Source organism: Halomonas sp. I1 (assembly GCF_032334135.1).
Taxonomy (GTDB): domain Bacteria; phylum Pseudomonadota; class Gammaproteobacteria; order Pseudomonadales; family Halomonadaceae; genus Halomonas.
Genome location: NZ_JAVXUS010000018.1, coordinates 12,762 through 31,963 on the forward strand (window position 1 = coordinate 12,762; position 19,202 = coordinate 31,963).

General features: G+C 65.5%; 16 protein-coding genes. 12 read left to right on the forward strand and 4 right to left on the reverse strand.

Going from position 1 to position 19,202, the window contains the following annotated elements; translation table 11 throughout:
- Positions 1–18: 18 nt before the first annotated feature.
- From gatA to RSO41_RS15590, 5 genes are all read left to right on the forward strand, one after another.
- Positions 19–1,479 (forward strand): Asp-tRNA(Asn)/Glu-tRNA(Gln) amidotransferase subunit GatA, encoded by a 1,461-nt coding sequence (gatA, locus tag RSO41_RS15570; protein ID WP_315620110.1) that lies wholly within the window; start codon positions 19–21, stop codon positions 1,477–1,479.
- Positions 1,479–2,933 carry an Asp-tRNA(Asn)/Glu-tRNA(Gln) amidotransferase subunit GatB gene (gene gatB, locus RSO41_RS15575; protein ID WP_315620112.1) on the forward strand — a complete coding sequence of 485 codons (1,455 nt, stop codon included), beginning with the start codon at positions 1,479–1,481 and terminating at the stop codon, positions 2,931–2,933. Before gatA ends, gatB begins: the two co-directional genes overlap by 1 nt.
- A 57-nt stretch (positions 2,934–2,990) precedes the next feature.
- The gene (locus tag RSO41_RS15580; protein ID WP_315620113.1) at positions 2,991–3,518 is read left to right on the forward strand and encodes a DUF421 domain-containing protein; all 528 of its coding nucleotides are present in this window, start codon (positions 2,991–2,993) and stop codon (positions 3,516–3,518) included.
- Positions 3,519–3,590: 72 nt separating this feature from the next.
- The gene (locus tag RSO41_RS15585) at positions 3,591–4,142 is read left to right on the forward strand and encodes a cupin domain-containing protein (protein ID WP_315620162.1); all 552 of its coding nucleotides are present in this window, start codon (positions 3,591–3,593) and stop codon (positions 4,140–4,142) included.
- A gap of 132 nt (positions 4,143–4,274) precedes the next feature.
- Positions 4,275–4,484: a 2-hydroxymuconate tautomerase gene (locus RSO41_RS15590; RefSeq protein ID WP_315620114.1), complete on the forward strand. Its 210-nt coding sequence runs from the start codon at positions 4,275–4,277 to the stop codon at positions 4,482–4,484.
- Positions 4,485–4,613: 129 nt separating this feature from the next.
- Here RSO41_RS15590 and RSO41_RS15595 read toward each other — a convergent pair whose 3' ends face one another.
- The 3 genes from RSO41_RS15595 to RSO41_RS15605 all read right to left on the reverse strand — a co-directional run bounded on the left by RSO41_RS15595 (position 4,614) and on the right by RSO41_RS15605 (position 8,375).
- A complete protein-coding gene (locus RSO41_RS15595; RefSeq protein WP_315620115.1) occupies positions 4,614–6,137 on the reverse strand; it encodes an aldehyde dehydrogenase in 1,524 nt (507 codons plus the stop codon).
- Positions 6,134–7,531, reverse strand: a complete 1,398-nt coding sequence (locus RSO41_RS15600; RefSeq protein ID WP_315620116.1) for an aspartate aminotransferase family protein — start codon at positions 7,529–7,531, stop codon at positions 6,134–6,136. The genes RSO41_RS15595 and RSO41_RS15600 overlap by 4 nt, the downstream gene beginning before the upstream one ends.
- 67 nt (positions 7,532–7,598) lie before the next feature.
- Positions 7,599–8,375, reverse strand: coding sequence for a gamma-glutamyl-gamma-aminobutyrate hydrolase family protein (locus RSO41_RS15605; RefSeq protein WP_315620117.1), 777 nt, complete (start codon positions 8,373–8,375; stop codon positions 7,599–7,601).
- 256 nt (positions 8,376–8,631) lie between these two features.
- On the opposite strand from RSO41_RS15605, the gene RSO41_RS15610 reads away from it, so the two are divergent.
- Together RSO41_RS15610 and RSO41_RS15615 are read left to right on the forward strand one after the other, a co-directional pair.
- Positions 8,632–10,008: a glutamine synthetase family protein gene (locus RSO41_RS15610; RefSeq protein WP_315620118.1), complete on the forward strand. Its 1,377-nt coding sequence runs from the start codon at positions 8,632–8,634 to the stop codon at positions 10,006–10,008.
- A 215-nt stretch (positions 10,009–10,223) separates the two neighbouring features.
- Positions 10,224–11,714: a Na+/H+ antiporter NhaC family protein gene (locus RSO41_RS15615; RefSeq protein WP_315620119.1), complete on the forward strand. Its 1,491-nt coding sequence runs from the start codon at positions 10,224–10,226 to the stop codon at positions 11,712–11,714.
- Positions 11,715–11,753: 39 nt separating this feature from the next.
- Here the strand turns inward: RSO41_RS15615 and RSO41_RS15620 are convergent, their stop codons facing one another.
- The gene (locus RSO41_RS15620; protein WP_315620120.1) at positions 11,754–12,815 is read right to left on the reverse strand and encodes a substrate-binding domain-containing protein; all 1,062 of its coding nucleotides are present in this window, start codon (positions 12,813–12,815) and stop codon (positions 11,754–11,756) included.
- Positions 12,816–12,942: 127 nt separating this feature from the next.
- Between RSO41_RS15620 and RSO41_RS15625 the strand changes: the two genes are divergently transcribed.
- The 5 genes from RSO41_RS15625 to RSO41_RS15645 are packed head-to-tail and all read left to right on the forward strand — an operon-like array spanning position 12,943 to position 18,946.
- On the forward strand, positions 12,943–13,434 hold the full coding sequence (locus RSO41_RS15625; RefSeq protein ID WP_315620121.1) for a formate dehydrogenase subunit gamma: 492 nt from the start codon (positions 12,943–12,945) through the stop codon (positions 13,432–13,434).
- Positions 13,431–14,966 (forward strand): formate dehydrogenase beta subunit, encoded by a 1,536-nt coding sequence (locus RSO41_RS15630; protein WP_315620122.1) that lies wholly within the window; start codon positions 13,431–13,433, stop codon positions 14,964–14,966. Before RSO41_RS15625 ends, RSO41_RS15630 begins: the two co-directional genes overlap by 4 nt.
- 20 nt (positions 14,967–14,986) lie before the next feature.
- Positions 14,987–17,872, forward strand: a complete 2,886-nt coding sequence (gene fdhF / locus RSO41_RS15635; protein ID WP_315620123.1) for a formate dehydrogenase subunit alpha — start codon at positions 14,987–14,989, stop codon at positions 17,870–17,872.
- Positions 17,869–18,693 (forward strand): formate dehydrogenase accessory sulfurtransferase FdhD, encoded by an 825-nt coding sequence (fdhD, locus tag RSO41_RS15640; protein ID WP_315620124.1) that lies wholly within the window; start codon positions 17,869–17,871, stop codon positions 18,691–18,693. The genes fdhF and fdhD overlap by 4 nt, the downstream gene beginning before the upstream one ends.
- 10 nt (positions 18,694–18,703) lie before the next feature.
- A complete protein-coding gene (locus RSO41_RS15645) occupies positions 18,704–18,946 on the forward strand; it encodes a formate dehydrogenase subunit delta (protein ID WP_315620125.1) in 243 nt (80 codons plus the stop codon).
- Positions 18,947–19,202 lie beyond the last annotated feature (256 nt).

The window sequence follows — 19,202 nt, forward strand, 5'->3', positions numbered from 1 at the left end:
TCACGGAGCCCAGGGCCCATGCACGATAAGACATTGACCGAACTCGCCGCCGGTTTGCGCGCCGGGGAGTTCTCCAGCCGCGAGCTGACCCAGGACCTGCTCGGGCGCATCGACCGTCTGGACGGTCGCCTCAACAGCTTTATCACCGTTACTGGCGATGCCGCGCTAGAAGCAGCGGATCGCGCCGATGCCACCCGCGCCGCGGGCGAGGCCGGCCCGCTGACCGGCCTGCCCCTGGCACTGAAGGACATCTTCTGCACCCGAGGCGTCAAGACCAGCTGCGGCTCGCGCATGCTCGACAACTTCGCCGCCCCCTACGATGCCGATGTCGTGGAACGACTCGCCAACGCCGGCACCGTGAGCCTCGGCAAGACCAACATGGACGAGTTCGCCATGGGCTCGTCCAACGAGAACAGTTTCTATGGCCCGGTGAAGAATCCCTGGGACCTCGACGCCGTGCCCGGCGGTTCGTCGGGGGGCAGCGCCGCTGCCGTGGCCGCGGGCCTGGTACCTGCCGCCATGGGCACCGACACCGGCGGCTCGATCCGCCAGCCCGCCGCCTTCTGCGGCATCACCGGTCTCAAGCCTACCTACGGGCGAGTATCGCGCTACGGCATGATCGCCTATGCCTCGAGCCTCGACCAGGCCGGCCCCATGGCGCGCTCGGCCGCCGACTGCGCCCACCTGCTCGGCGCCGTCGCCGGCCATGATGTGCGCGACTCCACCTGTGCGGCACGCGGGGTGCCGGATTATACCGCCGACCTCGAAGCCCCTCTGAGCGGCCTCAAGATCGGCCTGCCCACCGAATACTTCGGCGACGGCCTCGACCCGTCGGTGGCCAACGCCGTGCGCGAAGCCATCAAGGTCTTCGAATCCCTCGGCGCCACGGTGATGGACGTCAGCCTGCCGCATACCCACTACGCCATCCCGGCTTACTATGTCATCGCACCGGCAGAAGCGTCCTCCAACCTGTCACGCTATGACGGTGTGCGCTTCGGCCACCGCTGTGATGACCCGGCCGACCTGATCGACCTCTACAAGCGCAGCCGCGCCGAAGGCTTCGGCGAAGAAGTCAAGCGACGCATCCTGATCGGCACCCACACCCTTTCCGAGGGCTTCTTCGACGCCTATTACAAGAAGGCCCAGCAGGTTCGGCGGCTGATCCGCCAGGACTTCCTCGACGCCTTCGACGAGGTCGACGTGCTGATGGGACCGGCCTCGCCGACCCCGGCCTTCGACCTGGGCGCCAACAAGGACCCGGTGTCGATGTACCTGCAGGACATCTACACCATCGCCGTGAACCTGGCCGGCATCCCCGGCATCAGTGTGCCCGCCGGTTTCGCCGGCAGCCGCCCCGTCGGCCTGCAGGTCCTCGGCACTCACTTCGCCGAGGCACGCCTGCTCAACGTCGCCCATCAGTTCCAGCAAACCACCGACTGGCACCTGCGCCGTCCCGCCTTCGCCGAGGAGTCCGTCTGATGCAATGGGAAACCGTGATCGGCCTGGAGGTCCACGTCCAGCTCGCCACCCGCTCCAAGATCTTCTCCGGCGCTTCAACTGCCTTCGGCGCCGAGCCCAACAGCCAGGCCTGTGCCGTGGACCTGGGGCTGCCCGGTGTGCTTCCGGTACTCAACGAGCAGGCGGTGGCCATGGCCGTCCAGTTCGGCCTCGGCATCCATGCCGAGATTCCCGACATTTCGGTCTTCGACCGCAAGAACTACTTCTATCCGGACCTGCCCAAGGGCTACCAGACCAGCCAGATGTACCAGCCCATCGTCGGGCCAGGCGAGGTGGAAATCACGCTGGACGAGGGCGCTACCAAGCGCATCCGTGTGCACCATGCCCACCTCGAGGAAGACGCCGGCAAGTCCTTGCACGAAGACTTCCACGGCATGACGGGTATCGACCTCAACCGGGCGGGCACCCCGCTGCTGGAAATCGTCTCCGAGCCCGACATGCGCTCGGCCAAGGAGGCGGCGGCCTACCTCAAGGCGATCCATTCGATTGTCACCTACCTGGGAATTTCCGACGGCAACATGGCCGAGGGCTCGATGCGTTGCGACGTCAACGTCTCGGTACGCCCCGCGGGCCAGGAAGCCTTCGGGACGCGTGCCGAAATCAAGAACGTCAACTCCTTCCGTTTCGTCGAGCGCGCCATCGAATTCGAGGTCGAGCGTCAGATCGAACTGATCGAGGATGGCGGTGACGTCGTGCAGGAGACTCGCCTCTTCGACCCCGAAGCCGACGAGACCCGCAGCATGCGCACCAAGGAGGAAGCCAACGATTACCGCTACTTCCCCTGCCCCGACCTGCTGCCGGTAGTGCTCGACCAGGCCTACGTCGACCATCTCCGCGACACCCTGCCGGAACTGCCAGCTGACAAGCGCGCCCGCTTCGAGAGTGAGCTCGGGCTGTCGGCCTACGATGCCGGCGTACTCTCGGCCAGCCGTGCCATGGCCGAGTATTTCGAACGGGTCAAGGACGTCTGCGGCGACGCCAAGCAAGCCGCCAACTGGGTGCAGGGCGAGCTCTCAGGCGCCCTGAACCGCGAGGGCCTGGCCATCACCGACAGCCCGGTCTCCGCCGACCGGCTCGGCGAGCTTATCGTCCGAGTGCTGGACGATACCATCAACGGCAAGGCCGCCAAGCAGGTCTTCCAGGCATTGTGGCACGGCGAGGGCGACGCTGCGGACGCCATCATCGATGCCAAGGGTCTCAAGCAGGTCACCGACACCGGCGCCATCGAGGCGATGATCGATCAAGTGATCGAGGACAGCCCCGCCCAGGTGGCCCAGTATCGTGACGCCGAACCGGACAAGCGCGGCAAGATGATCGGCTATTTCGTGGGCCAGGTGATGAAGGCCTCCCGAGGCACCGCCAACCCGCAGCAGGTCAATGCCATGCTGAAGGAAAAACTCGATGCCCTGTGCTGAGCCAGACTCGGCAATCACTCGTACGGCGACCAACGAGTCGCCGTTCATGGAGGCTTCATGACAAGCGCCCTGCCGCCGGCCGTGATCGACATACTGCAGACCATGGGCATGGCGCTTGCGATGTACCTGCTCATTCTGGTTCTCGCCAAGATCTGCGGTGTGCGCAGCTTTGCCCAGCTTTCGTCCTTCGACATCGCTGCCACCATCGCCATCGGCTCGATCATGGCCTCCACGGTGGTGACCGGTCCCAAGGCGCTGCTGCCCGGTGCCATCGGGCTCACTACCCTCTACGGCCTGCAGGTACTGGTCTCCGGCTGGCGACGGCGTCGCGATGCCGTGCGTCGCGCCATCGACTCGCCGCCCATTCTTCTGATGCAGGAAGGCGGCGAGATTCTCTGGGATAACATGGACTGCGCCCGGGTCACCGAGGACGACCTGCGCACGGCCATGCGAGCCGCCAACGTCATCAACCCCCGGAGCGTGCAGGCCGTCGTCATGGAGGGGACCGGCGGGTTGCGCGTGCTGCACGGCCATGGCGCTCCGATCCCTCGCGATGCCTGGATACTCCAGGGGGTTCGCCGCTGACACCTACCACTCATCACACGAACACGATCAGTTGCCTGCAACATGACTGAGATGACAATCGAGGAAGACACCATGGCCGACGATGTCGGCGCGCGACTGCGCGCCCTTCGCAACCTTCGTGACATCTCGCAACGGGAACTGGCCAAGCGCTGCGGCGTGACCCATTCCAGCCTGTCACTGATCGAGCAGGGCAAGGTCAGCCCCTCGGTGAGCTCCCTGAAGAAGATCCTCGACGCCATCCCAATGAGCGTCGGCGACTTCTTCACCATGGACCTGGAGAGTCGCGATCAGGTGTTCTATTCGGCGGAAGAGCTCGCCGATGTCGGCAGCGGAGATGTCGTCTACAAGCTGGTCGGTGCCAACCGCGCCAGCCGTGCTCTGGGCTTCATGGTCGAGACCTACCCGCCGGGCGCCGACACCGGTCGCGAAATGATCGCCCACCAGGGCGAGGAAGCCGGCGTGGTGCTGGAAGGCGAGATCGAAATCACCATCGGCGCCGAGACCCGCGTGCTGGGTGCCGGCGAGGCGTACTACTTCGACACCAACGTGCCTCATCGCTTCCGCAACATCGGCGACGTTGCCTGTCGGCTGGTCAGCTGCGCGACTCCCGCCCGCAGCTTTTGATCCCACCCCGTTGCCCGCCATACCAGCGCAACAGGCCGGTCCGCCGGCCTAGTCGCTCATCCGCCTTGCTTTGACAGCCTTCCGCAGCGATGGGATTATTTGGAAACTTTTTCCAAAAAAGGAGCAAGCCTCATGCCGATCGTCAATATCCAACTGATCGAAGGTCGCAGCGACGCCCAGAAGGAAGCACTGATCGAGAAGGTCACCGCCGCCTGCGTCGAGTCCATCGACTGCACGCCGGAGAGCGTGCGCATCCTGCTTTCCGACGTCGCCACCCAGGACTTCGGCGTCGCCGGCGAGTCGGTCGCCAAGCGCCGCGCCGACAAGCAGACGGCTTCCTGACCCCAGCACGAAAAGGCCGACCGCAGTTCGCCGCGGCCGGCCTTGTTCCGCTTGCGCTGGGGCACTTTCCCCCTCACGCCTCACGCCTCACGCCTCACGCCTCACGCCTCACGCCTCACGCCTCACGCCTCACGCTGTCAGCGTCATCCATACACTCTTCAGATCGGAGTACTCCTCCAGCGAGTGGTGGGACTTGTCGCGGCCGTTGCCCGACTGCTTGACGCCGCCGAAGGGCACCGTCTGGTCCATGTCCGCCCAGTTGTTGACGAACACCTGGCCCGAGCGCAGCCGGCGGGTGACGCGCATGATGCGGTCGATGTCCTGGCTCCACAGACCGGCCGCCAGGCCGTAGTCACTGTCGTTGGCGAGCCGCACGGCCTCGTCCTCGCTGTCGAAGCCGAACACCGACAGCACCGGGCCGAAGATCTCCTCGCGGCCGATGGCCATGGCGTCGGTGACGCCGTCGAACACCGTCGGGCCGATGAACAGGCCTTTGCCATTCGGCCCCTCGCCACCCAGCGCCTGGCCACCGGTGCGCAGGGTCGCGCCCTCCGCCACACCGCGGCGAATGTACTCGAGAATGCGAGCATGCTGGGTGTCATCGACGATCGCGCCCATGAAACTCTCGGGGTCCAGCGGGTCGCCGGGCTGCATGCGCTCGGCGGCGGCCAGCACCTTGTCGACGAAGGCCTCGCGGATCGAATTCTCGACCAGCAACCGCGAGCCGGCGATGCACACCTCGCCCTGGTTGTGGAAGATCGCCCCCGCGGCGTGCTCGGCCACCCGGTCCAGGTCCTTGCAGTCGGCGAACACCAGATTCGGGCTCTTGCCACCGCACTCCAGGAACACCTTCTTGAGGTTCGACTGGCCGGCGTACTGCATCAGCTGCTTGCCGACGCCAGTGGAGCCGGTGAAGGCCAGGCAATCGACGTCCATCGACAGCGCCAGCGCCTTGCCCACGGTGTGGCCGAAGCCCGGCAACACCTGGAAAACGCCCCGCGGCAGGCCGGCCTCGCGGACCAGTTGCGCCAGACGCAGCGCCGACAGCGGCGACTTCTCCGAGGGTTTGAGGATGACGCTGTTGCCGGCGGCCAGGGCCGGGGCGATCTTCCAGGCGGTCATCATCAGCGGAAAGTTCCACGGTACGATGGAGGCCACCACACCCAGCGGTTCGCGCAGCACCAGGCCCAGGCTTTCCTCGCCGGTGGGCGCGACTTCGCCGTAGAGCTTGTCGATGGACTCGGCATGGTGACGAATGCAGCCGATGGCACCGGCCATGTCGCCCAGCGAACTATTCACCGGCTTGCCCATGTCCAGGGTATCGAGCAGTGCCAGCTCGTGCTTGTTGGCCTCCATCAGCTCGGCCAGGCGAAGCAGCACGGCCTTGCGCTCACCCGGCGCCCGTCGCGACCACGCGCCGCCCTCGAAGGCGCGTCGGGCCACCGATACCGCCGCCTCGGCATCGGCGGCGTCGCAGCTCGCCACCTCGGCGAGCGTCTCGCCAGTGGCCGGGTTGATCGTGGTCAGGGTCGCGCCATCGGCAGCGTCGACGAAGGCGTCGTCGATATAAGCGCGGGTCTCGAGACCCTTTTCGGCCGTCAAGTGCTCGGCCAGCGCCTGCCAGTCGTCGCGGGTCATCGGGGTGGGGCTCATGCGCGAATCTCCTCTCGTGGGGCGTCGTCGGTCACCACATGCTCGGCCAGGCGCCGTGCCGTCTCGTCGAGCGCCCGGCGGGCCAGGCGCACCAGTTCATCGATCTCGTCGTGGGTAATCACCAGGGGCGGCGAGATGATCATGGTATCGCCCACCGAACGCATCACCAATCCGGCCTCGAAGCACAGGTCGCGGCACAGGTTGCCGGCACCGAGCGGCTTGTCGAAGCGCATACCGGTTCCCTGGTCGGCGACCAGCTCCAGGGCCCCCATCAGGCCCAGGGAGCGTGCCTCACCGACGATGGGATGATCGGCCAGGCTGGTCCAGCGCTCGGCCAGATAGGGGCCGAGATCATCGCGGACGCGATCCACCACGCCCTCGGCCTCGAGCAACTCCAGGTTCCTGAGCGCCACGGCGGCACAGGTGGGATGCCCCGAATAGGTAAAGCCGTGGAAGAACTCGCTGCCCTCCTCGATCAGGGTGTCGGCCACCCGGTCGCCGACCAGCACGCCGCCGATCGGCAGGTAGCCCGAGGAAAGCCCCTTGGCGATCGGCATCAGGTCCGGCTCGAGGCCGAAGTGCTGGCTGCCGAACCATTCACCGAGGCGGCCGAAGCCGCAGATCACCTCGTCGGCGACCAGCAGGATATCGTACTTGGCCAACACCGCCTTGACCGCCGGCCAGTAGCTCGCCGGCGGCATGATGGCGCCGCCAGCGCCCTGCACCGGCTCGGCGATGAAGGCGGCCACGTTTTCCTCGCCGAGCTCGAGGATCTTGTCTTCCAATGCGGCGGCACACTGGCGGCCGAAGGCCTCCGGCGACAGGTCGCGCCCTTCACCAAACCAGTAGGGCTGCGCGACATGAGCGATCTCGGGCACGCAGGGACCGCCCTGGCCGTGCATGGGCGCCATGCCGCCGAGGCTCATGCCAGCCAAGGTGGAACCGTGATAGCCGTTTTCGCGGCCGATGATCCAGCGCTTGTCGGGCTGGCCCTTGAGTGCCCAGTAGCGCCGTACCATACGCAGTACGGTGTCGTTGGCCTCGGAGCCCGACCCCGTGAAGAAGACGTGATTGATGTGCGCCGGCGCGAGCTCGCAGAGCTTGTCGGCCAGGCGCAGCACCGGCGGATGGGTGGTCTTGAAGAAGGTATTGTAGTAAGGCAGCTGCTCGAGCTGAGCGGTCGCCGCCTCGACCAGTTCACGACGACCATAGCCGAGATTCACGCACCACAACCCTGCCATGCCATCGAGAATGCGGTTACCCTCGCTGTCGTGGATGTAGACCCCCTCGGCATGGGTGACGACACGGCAGCCTTCTTCACCCAGCGCCTTGAAGTCGGTGAACGGATGCAGGTGATGGTCGCGATCCCGGCGCTGATATTCCTCGGTCTGCATGCTGATTTTCTCCATTCGCTGAAAGCCCTCCATTGTTGAAGGCTCTCTACTCATCGCTGAGGGCTCTCTACTCGTCGCTGAGGGCACCCTCGACCAGCCGCTGCCGATATGTGTCACAGGCCTGGGCGAAGCCGCGGAAGATGGCGTCATGGAGCGGGTGCTCCCGGGGCTGCCACTCGGGGTGCCACTGCACCGCCAGGGTGAACCCCTCGGCACCGGTCACCGACACCGCCTCGACCAGACCATCGGGTGCCACTGCCTCGGTCGTCAGCCCCTCGGCCAACCGATCGATCCCTTGCTGGTGCAGTGAGTTGACCCGCGAGCGGGACGCCCCGAACAACCGCGACAAGGCTCCGCCCGGGCGGATTTCCAGATCATGCACCGGCGCATAACGCGTCGCCTTGTCACCCTCGGGCTCTCGGTGGTCAAGCTTGCCGGGCTGGTTCTGCACTGCCTGGTACAGGCTGCCGCCGAGCGCCACATTGATCTCCTGGAACCCCCGACAGATGCCCAGCAAGGGTAAACGCCGTTCCAGCGCCACCGACACCAGGGCCAGGGCCAATGCATCGCGATCACGATCCGCTCGGGTGTTCTCCGGGGCCCGCTGGGCCCCGTAGCGCTGCGGAGCCACATTGGTGTGACTGCCGGTCAGCATCAGGCCATCGAGCCGTGATACCAGGGCAGCGACCTCCGCCGGCGCGATATCTTCCCAGACCGGCAGCATCACCGGCGCAAGCCCGTAGTCGCGCAGGGCACTCAGGTACTTGTCGGTGACCATGTGCGACGGATGGCCTTCCACCTCACGACGACAGGCGATCACGCCTACCAGGGGGCGAGTCGGCATGGCAGCCTCCTTAGATCGAATCGAGATCATGCTTGTTATGTTTTAATCAACATACACAGGTTGGCGACGCTTGCCAACTCTCGACCTAAAAAGCGCCGCCTTTCCATTAATATGCATTTGATTTTCATGGAAATCTCCAGAAATCGCGAGAGATGAAAAGCGACAGGAAACGATATGACGTAAAAAATTTGACAACACGAAGAGTTGATTCAAAGATGACACCATCATCAACAACCAGACTCCAACAGGTGCCACCATGTCACCCAATCCCGTCGACGAAGCCCAGGGCTTTCTCGAGCGCCACCCCGACGTCGCCAGCGTCGACCTCCTGATCAGCGACCTCAACGGTGTGCTGCGCGGCAAGCGCATTCCCCGGGACAATCTCGAGAAGGTCTACCGCGACGGCGTCAACCTTCCCGCTTCGGTATTCGCCCTGGACATTCACGGCAACACCGTGGAAGAGACCGGCCTGGGGCTGGACAGCGGCGACAGCGACCGGGTCTGCCGTCCCGTGCCGGGTACCCTGATGCCGAGTCCCTGGCTACGCGACGGGCGGCAGGCCCAGTTGCTGATGACCATGGAGGAAGCCGACGGCAGCCCCTTCTTCGCGGATCCCCGTCAGGTGCTCGACCGTGTACTGGAACGCTTCCGGCGAGCCGGACTGACGCCGGTCGTGGCGGTGGAGCTGGAGTTCTACCTGGTCGACCGTCAGCGGGACGCCCTGGGCATGATCCAGCCTCCGCTCTCCCCGATCAGCGGAGAGCGCGCGACCCAGAGCCAGCTCTACTCGATCAACGAGCTCGATGAATACGCCGACTTCCTCGAGGCGATCCACGACGCCGCCCAGAGCCAGGGACTGCCCCTGGACACCGCCCTGAAGGAGTGCGCCCCGGGACAGTTCGAGATCAACCTCCTCCATTGCGACGACGCCCTCGCCGCCTGCGACAGCGCCGTGCTGCTCAAGCGTCTGATCAAGGGGGTTGCCCTGCAGCACGGCTTCGAAGCCACCTTCATGGCCAAGCTCTACGGCGACGAGGCCGGTAATGGCACTCATGTACACATCAGCCTGCTGGACGAGGCCGGCCGCAACGTCTTCGCCGCCGAGGACGGCGACCCGCTGGGCACTCCCGAACTCCAGAGCGCGGTGGCCGGCCTGCTCGATACCATGCCCGCCTCGATGGGGTTGCTGGCTCCCAACCTCAATGCCTTCAAGCGATTCCAGCCGGGCCTCTATGTCCCAATGGCACCGACCTGGGGCTACGACAATCGCTCGGTGGCCGTCCGTATCCCTTCCGGGGACAACCGAGCGCGACGCATCGAGCACCGCGTCGCCGGTGCCGACGTCAATCCCTATCTATTGATGGCGACGTTGCTCGCGGCCATCGACCACGGCCTCCGCCATCACCTGACGCCGCCACCGTCGATCACAGGAAATGCCTATGACCAGGTCGCCCCCAGCCTGACCAACAGCTGGCGCCAGGCCCTCGACCTGCTGGAACACGACGAGACGCTCACCGAGGCATTGGGCGCCGATTTCCTGCGCGTCTTCCTCACCAACCGCCGTGCCGAGCGTGACCAGGCCATGCAGTCCATCAGCAAGATGGAGTACGACTGGTACCTGCGCCACGTCTAGGCCGCGATCGACACCGCTAGGCCGGCCCGCCACCGGCCGTTGAACGTCGACATCGCGGACAACGTCAAGCCCATGCCGAGAACATCGACCGCGGGTGGCCCAAGGGCCACCCGCAGGGCCCCGGCGTGCCTGCGCCAGGGACTCCAATAACAATCCACGACCCGAGGCCCCCTGCGGGCCGGCCGTACCTCACAACATCACCAACGGAGGTCGCCATGAGTGCTCCCCAACCCTCGTCCCATCCCTTCTCGCCCTCGCTGCCGGCTCGCGACGGCACCGGTCGAACCCTGCTGCTGGTGCTCGCCGTGCTGGCCACGGTCGGCGGCCTGACGCTGACCCACGAGCCGGGCAGCGACTACGGTTGGGCCAGCCTGATACCCTCGCTGATCGTGCTGGTGGTGGCCATCGCCACCCACCGCACCCTGGAGGCGTTGGCCATCGGCGCGCTGTCCGGGCTGATCATGCTGCAGCCGGAGGACTTCGTCGGCGAGCTGGCCGACATCTCGCTGTCGGTGATGACCAACGAGACCATCGCCTGGCTGATCCTGGTCTGCGGCCTGATGGGCGGCTTCATCGCCATGCTCGAGAAATCCGGCTGCACCCTGAGCTTCAGTCACTTCATGACCCGGCTGGTCAAGACGCGGCGCCAGTCGATGCTCAGCACCGCCGTGCTGGGCGTGCTTATTTTCATCGACGACTATCTCAACGCCCTGGCCACCTCGGCGGCCATGAAGCGCCTCACCGATCGCTTCGGCGTCTCCCGCGAAAAGCTGGCCTACATCGTCGACTCCACCGCGGCGCCGATCTGTATCCTGGTTCCGATCTCCACCTGGGCGGTGTACTTCGCCGAGCTGCTGGAGACCAACGGTGCCACCGAAGGCCCGGGCATGGGCCTCTACATCGCCTCGATCCCCTTCATGCTCTACGGCTGGGTGGCCATGGGCCTGGTGGTGCTGGTGGCCAGCGGCAAGCTGCCCGACCTGGGCCCGATGAAGGCCGCCGAGGCCCGCGCCCGGGCCGGCCAGCCGATCCCCGACGGCGCCCCGGACGCGACACTGGACGAGACGACGCCCACTCAATCCCCGTGGCGCGGCGTGTTCAACTTCCTCGCCCCCATGGCGGTGTTGATCGGCGCCAGCGCCTACTTCGAGATCGACCTGCTCAAGGGCGTGATGGTCGCCACCCTGTTCACCCTGGTGCTCTATCTCGTTCAGCGCCTGGCCACCTTCGCCAGCCTGATGGACGGCATCATGGACGGCTTCCGCACCATGATGCTGCCGCTGGCCATCGTCGCCGTGGGCTTCGTGCTGCGCGAGGTCAACGACCAGCTCGGCATGACCCCGTTCATGATCGATGCCCTCGCGCCCTACCTGACGCCGGCGCTACTGCCCGCCCTGGTGTTCGCCTCCATGGCCGTTGTGGTGTTCGCCACCGGCTCCTCCTGGGGCGTGTTCGTGATCTCGATTCCCATCGTGGTGCCCATGGCCCAGCACATGGACGCCTCGATGCCGCTGGTCGTCGGTGCGCTGCTGTCGGCCTCGAGCTTTGGCAGCCACGCCTGCTTCTTCTCCGATTCCTCGGTACTGTCCTCACAGGGCAGCGGCTGTCTGCCGATGCAGCACGGCCTCACCCAGCTCCCCTACGCGCTGATCGGTGCCCTGATCACCGCCGGCGGCTTCCTGGCGCTCGGGTACGCCATGGCTTGAACCCTTGCCGGCCGCGCCCTTCCCCGGGCGTGGCCGACGTTACCCCGCGACCAGCGCTTCGATTCCTTCGACCTCACCGCACCGATTCAACGAATAACCCGGCAATGCCAGGACAGCCTCCTGGAACGCCTGACCGGCCAGCATTTCCAGAAAGCCTTGCAGCCTCGGCTCGGCCAGGCTGCGGCGATGGCACAGCAACAGATAGTCTTCGCTGGCCAGTGGAACGAAATCGAGTCCGAAACGCCTTGCCGCCGTTTCCACCCCGAAGCCCGCATCGGCCATGCCGGCAGCGATGTAGGCGGCCACCGCCGAGTGAGTGTATTCCTCCAGCTCATAGCCACGAATGCGTCGAGACGACAGACCCTCGGCTCGCAGCAGCCCATCGAGAAGGGCACGCGTACCGGAAGCGGATTGCCGATTGATGAAGCGCGCCTCGCCTCGGGTCAAGTCTTCCAGCGTTCGGATACCGCATGGATTATCCGGGGCGATCATCAGCCCCTGACGCCGGGTGATGAATCGCAGTACGCGATGGCTGCGCGGCTTCAGCAGGGACCGGTAATCTCGTGCCAGGCGTTCGCCGACCGGCCCCTGGGGCAGATGGAAGCCGGCCAGGTCACAGGCACCGCGATTCAGGGCGATCAGGGCCTCCCGAGGACTGCAGTACTGCAGATCCAGGCGCAGTTCATCGAGAAAGTCCGGCAGCAACTCCACCGCATAGCCATGGCTGGCATGCAGACGCAGCACGGGCTTCACGCCTTCGAGGGTCTGCTGGATGGCCAGGTTGAGTTCCGAGCCAAGGCTCTCCAGTTGCGGCCCCAGGCGGGCGATCACCCGCTGCTCCGCCCACAGCAGTTTCTCGCCGAGTGGCGATAGGTGGGCACCGCGACCACGCTGCAGTTCGACCAGACTGATGCCGAAGAACTCCTGCCACTTGCCGAGCAGATTCCAGGCATGCCGATAGGATACCCCGGCCATCTTCGCCGCCTCGGTCAACTTGCCGTGCCGGTGTACCCCTTCGAGCAACACGAATAGCTGCGGGTCGAGCTGATTGCCCGCCTCGTCGCTGAAATACCAGGCCGGCGTGATGCGTATGCGTTTCATATGAAGCAAGTTTCATATTTTGTGATTGACAGACCAATGCTAGCTTTAAAGCAACCGTGACGCACGCCGACTTTCCATAATATGAACCTGCGTGCCTATATAGACGACAACAATCAGGTGATGCCCGATGAGCGCTCCCGCCGAGTGGACGCCGCCGCTGATTCAGGACGAAGTCGACGCCCTGAAGGACAAGCCCGGTGCCCTGCTGCCGATTCTCCACGCGATCCAGGACCGCGTCGGCTTCATTCCCGACGCCGCCGTACCGATCATCGCCGAATCCCTGGGCCTGACCCGCGCCGAGGTCCATGGCGTGATCAGCTTCTACCACCATTTCCGCACGGCCCGACCGGGTAGCCACGTGGTCCGCATCTGCCGCGCCGAGGCATGCCAGGCGGTGGGCGCGCGCGCCCTGGAAGCCCATGCCAAGGCCAGCCTCGAGGTCGACTACCACCAGACGACCCGCGATCAGGAAATCACCCTCGAGGCCGTCTATTGCCTGGGCAACTGTGCCTGCGGCCCCTCGGTATGCGTGGACGACCGGGTACACGGCCGCGTCACCCCGGAAACCTTCGATCGTCTGGTCGATGACCTGCGCACCGCTCCACTGGAGGTGAAATGATGGTTCGCGTCTTCGTTCCCCGCGACACCACGGCACAGGCAATGGGCGCCGACGAGGTGGCCGACCGGCTGACGGCCGAGGCCGATGCCCGAGGTCTCGAGATCACGCTGACTCGCAACGGCTCCCGGGGGCTGGCCTGGTTGGAACCCCTGATCGAGGTCGAGACAGAAGCCGGGCGAATGGCCTACGGCCCGGTCGCCGTGGAGGATGTCGCCGACCTGCTCGATGCCGGCCTTCTGGAAGGCACGGCCGAGCACCCGCTGGCCCAGGGCCTCACCGAGGCGATTCCTTATCTGGCTCACCAGCAGCGACTGACCTTCGCCCGGATCGGCGTCACCGACCCGCTCTCGATTGCCGACTATCTGGCCCATGACGGCTTTCACGGCCTGGAAACCGCGCTGACCCTCGACACCCAGGCCATCGTCGACGAGGTCAAGACGTCCGGCTTGCGCGGCCGAGGCGGCGCTGCCTTCCCCACCGGCATCAAATGGCAGACCGTGCACGACACCCCGAGCGATCAGAAGTACATCGTCTGCAATGCCGACGAGGGCGACTCGGGGACCTTCGCCGACCGCCTGGCGATGGAATGCGACCCCTACATGCTGATCGAAGGCATGGCCATCGCCGGCCTCGCCGTCGGCGCCACCCAGGGCTATATCTATTTGCGCTCAGAGTACCCCCTGGCCCACCGCATTCTCGATGAGGCCATCGAGCGGGCCGAGCAGGCCGGCTATCTGGGCGCCGACATTCGCGGCAGCGGCCGGCGCTTCGACCTCGAGGTACGCCTCGGTGCCGGCGCCTATATCTGCGGCGAGGAAACCTCTCTGCTGGAGAGCCTCGAGGGCAAGCGCGGCATGGTGCGCTACAAGCCGCCGCTGCCGGCCATCGAGGGGCTGTTCGGGCGCCCCACCGTGGTCAACAACGTGCTCTCCCTGGCGGCGATTCCCTATATCCTCGCCCATGGCGGGCAGGCCTACGCCGACTACGGCATGGGGCGTTCGCGCGGCACCCTGGCGCTGCAGCTGGCCGGTAACGTCAAGCGTGGCGGCCTGGTCGAACTCGCCTTCGGCACCACCCTGCGCGAGCTGATGGAAGACTTCGGCGGCGGCACCTTCACCGAACGTCCGCTGCGGGCGGTACAGGTCGGCGGCCCGCTGTGCGCCTATCTGCCCGAAAGCCAATGGGACATGCCGCTGGACTACGAGACCTTCGCCGGCGTCGGTGCGGGTATCGGTCACGGCGGCGTGGTGATGTTCGACGACACCGTCGACATGGCACAACAGGCACGCTTCTCGATGGAATTCTGCAAGGTGGAATCCTGCGGCAAGTGCACGCCCTGCCGTATCGGCTCGACCCGCGGCGTGGAGGTCATCGACCGTATCCTTGCCGACCAGGACCGCGACGCCAACCTGGAGTTGCTCGACGAACTCTGCGAAACCATGGAGGACGGCTCGCTGTGCGCCATGGGCGGCATGACCCCCTTCCCGGTAAAGAGCGTGATGACCCACTTCCCCGACGACCTGCAGCGTTGAGCGCTGAGGGAGAGATCGCCATGATCGGCTATTACGACCCCCACAAGGATGCTTTCTCGAAAGACCTGGGCACCCCCGCCAGGCTTTCGGAGAACCATGTCAGTCTGGAAATCGACGGTTTTGAAATCAGCGTGCCCGAAGGCACCTCGGTGCTGCGGGCAGCGGCACTGGCCGATATCAATATTCCCAAGCTGTGTGCCAGCGACAACCTCGAGGCCTTCGGCTCCTGCCGGCTGTGCGCAGTGCAGGTAGAGGGCAAGCGTGGCTACCCGGCCGCCTGTACCACCCCGGTGGAAGCCGGTATGCAGGTAACCACCCAGAACACCAAGCTGGCCAGGCTGCGCCGCAATGTCATGGAGCTCTACATCTCCGACCACCCGCTGGACTGCCTGACCTGTCCGGCCAATGGCGATTGCGAGCTTCAGGACGTGGCCGGCGCCGTGGGCCTGCGTGAGGTACGCTACGGCTTCGAGGGTGAAAATCACCTGTCCGCCGAGAAGGACAACTCCAACCCCTACTTCAGCTTCGACCCCAGCAAGTGCATCGTCTGCTCGCGCTGCGTGCGCGCCTGCGAGGAGGTCCAGGGTACCTTCGCGCTGACCATCGACGGCCGAGGCTTCGACTCCAAGGTCTCGCCAGGACAGATGGAAGACTTCATGGACTCCGAGTGCGTGTCCTGCGGCGCCTGTGTCCAGGCCTGTCCGACAGCGACGCTGATGGAAAAGAGCGTGGTCGACCAGGGCGTGCCGGAGCACAGCGTCATCACCACCTGTGCCTACTGTGGCGTGGGCTGTTCCTTCGAGGCCCAGATGAAGGGCGACCAGCTGGTGCGCATGGTGCCCTACAAGGGCGGTGACGCCAATCACGGCCATTCCTGCGTCAAGGGGCGCTTCGCCTTCGGCTACGCGACCCACCAGGATCGCCTGACCACGCCGATGATCCGCGATTCCATCGATCAGCCCTGGCGTGAAGTTGGCTGGGAGGAAGCCATCGGCTTCGCCGCCGAACGCCTCAAGGCCACCCAGGCGAAGTATGGTCGCGAAAGCATCGGCGGCATCACCTCCTCGCGCTGTACCAACGAGGAAACCTATCTGGTACAGAAGCTGATTCGCGCTGCCTTCGGCAACAACAACACCGATACCTGCGCCCGGGTCTGTCATTCGCCGACCGGCTATGGCCTCAAGACCACCCTCGGCGAGTCCGCCGGCACCCAGACCTTCGACTCGGTGATGAAGTCCGATGCCATCATCGTCATCGGTGCCAACCCCACCGATGCCCACCCGGTGTTCGCCTCTCAGATGCGCCGCCGGCTACGTGAGGGCGCCAGCCTGATCGTCGCCGACCCGCGCCACATCGACCTGCTCGACACCCCGCACCGCAGCGATGCCCAGCACCTGCCGCTGCGCCCGGGAACCAACGTGGCCCTGGTCAACGCCCTGGCACACGTCGTGGTCACGGAGGGACTCGAGGATCACGACTTCATCGCCAAGCGTTGCGATGGCGAGGCTTACCAGGCCTGGCGAGACTTCATCAGCGAATCGCGCCACTCCCCCGAAGCCGTCGAGTCGGTCACCGGCGTGTCGCCCGAGGCCGTCCGCCAGGCCGCACGCACCTACGCGAAGGCCCCCAACGGCGCCATCTACTATGGCCTGGGTGTCACCGAACACAGCCAGGGTTCCACCATGGTCATGGGCATCGCCAATCTCGCCATGGCCACCGGCAACATTGGCCGTGAAGGCGTCGGGGTCAACCCGCTGCGCGGCCAGAACAATGTCCAGGGCTCCTGCGACATGGGCTCCTTCCCCCATGAACTGCCCGGCTATCAGCATGTGGCCGACGCCACGGCACGCGGTCGGTTCGAGGAACTCTGGGGCGTGCAGCTCGACGACGAGCCCGGTCTGCGCATCCCCAACATGTTCGACGCGGCTATCGAAGGCACCTTCAAGGCACTCTATGTCCAGGGCGAGGACATCGCCCAGTCGGACCCCAACACCCAGCATGTCGAGGCGGCACTGACCTCGCTGGACTGCCTGATCGTACAGGACATCTTCCTCAACGAGACCGCCAAGTACGCTCATGTACTGCTGCCCGGCTCCAGCTTCCTGGAGAAGAACGGCACCTTCACCAATGCCGAGCGACGCATCAACCGGGTGCGCAAGGTCATGCCGCCGCGCGCCGGCAAGGAAGACTGGGAAGTCACCGTCGATCTGGCGCGCGCCCTGGGCTATCCGATGGAATATCGTCACCCCGCCGAGATCATGGACGAGATCGCCCAGTTGACGCCGACCTTCACCGGCGTCAACTATGACAAGCTCGACCGACTCGGTAGCCTGCAGTGGCCCTGCAACGCCGAGCACCCCGACGGCACGCCGACCATGCACGAGTTCGACTTCCCGATCGGCCTGGGTCGCTTCGCGATCACCGAGTACGTGGCAACCGAGGAACGCGCCAATCGCCGCTTCCCGCTGCTGTTGACCACGGGACGCATCCTTTCCCAGTACAATGTCGGTGCCCAGACCCGGCGCACCGACAATCAGGTCTGGCACGACGAGGATATTCTGGAAATCCATCCTTCCGACGCCGAGATGCGCGGCATCGACGACGGCGACTGGTTGGGGATCACCAGCCGCTCCGGCAAGACCGTGCTGCGCGCACACCTCAGCGAGCGAATGCAGCCCGGCGTGGTCTACACCACCTTCCACCATCCTGCCAGCGGTGCCAATGTGATCACCACCGACAGCTCCGACTGGGCCACCAACTGCCCCGAGTACAAGGTCACGGCGGTGCAGGTGGAGAAGGTCAGTCGACCCTCGGCCTGGCAGCAGCGGTTTGACGACTTCGATCGCGAACAGCGCCAGTTCCTCGAGGCGGCCAGGGAACCCGTCGCACATGGAGTGGCACCGTGACGGATGCAGTCGAATGCGCGGCCCGGCTTCCGGTGGAAGAACACCGGGGGCCGGCCTGGAATGCCATCGTCCGTGACGACGACCTGACCCTGGAGACCCCCGTTGCCCTGGTCTACAACGGCATTTCGCATGCGGTAATGATGGCCAGCCCCGGCGACCTCGAGGACTTCGCACTCGGCTTCAGCCTGACCGAAGGCATCCTCGAGCACCCCCACGAGCTCTACGATGTCGAGGTACGTCACGAAGCGGATGGCATCGCCCTGCACCTGGAGATCGCCAGCCAGCGCATGGCGGAGCTGCGTCAGCGCCGTCGCAGCCTGTCGGGCAAGACCGGCTGCGGCCTGTGTGGCACCGAATCGCTGGAACAGGCCATCCGACCGATCCCGTCGGTCACCGCTCCCGCCCCGGGCGACGACGTCATCCAGCACGCCCTGTCGCGACTGCGCGAGCACCAGCCGATTCAGGCCGCCACCGGGGCCAGCCATGGTGCCGCCTGGTGCGACCTGAACGGTGACATCCTCATCACGCGCGAGGATGTCGGACGCCACAACGCCCTGGACAAGATGATCGGCGCCCTGTCCCGCCATGGCACCGATCGCCAGGCCGGCTTCGCGCTGGTTTCCAGTCGAGCCAGCTACGAGATGGTGCACAAGTGTGCCAGCGTCGGCATCGGTGCCCTGGTCGCTGTCTCGGCGGCTACCAGCCTGGCGGTGACACAGGCCGAAGCGGCGGGCCTGTTGCTGGTCGGCTTCGCCCGCCCTGGCCGTCATCTGGTCTATCATCGCCCCGTCGGCATGACACCGGCGCGGGCCCACGGTTGAGGAATCAAGAATGTCGCACGATCAAGGCCAGACACTGGTGCACATGGTCAACCAGATCGCCGCCAACCTGAGCGGCGGCCGTGAAACCGCAGAAGCCGTGGAAGGCGTTTGCGCCCACCTGGAGAAATTCTGGGCCAGGCCCATGAAACAACGCATCGTCGCCTGCCTCGACGAACCCGACAGCGGCCTGGAACCACTGGCTCGCCAAGCCGTGACGCGCCTGGCCGAACGGCAGGCCGCCAAGGCCGGCTGACGCCCGATTCAGAGCTCCGGCCGCAGAATCGCATCCGGGTAGTCGATATCGCGCCCACCGGATCCGTTACCGACACAACGGTTACCTTGTCTGCGAATCGCTCGAGAACCGGTCGCGCACCCCATTCGTCCGGGTTGGTGGCCAGGGCAGACCAGAAGTCACGACCGAAGAAGACCGGATGTCCTGGCATGTCGCAGTAAAGGGGTCTGACGATGGTGTCGGCAGTGGCTCGTCAAGCCAGCCGCTTGTCGCTACC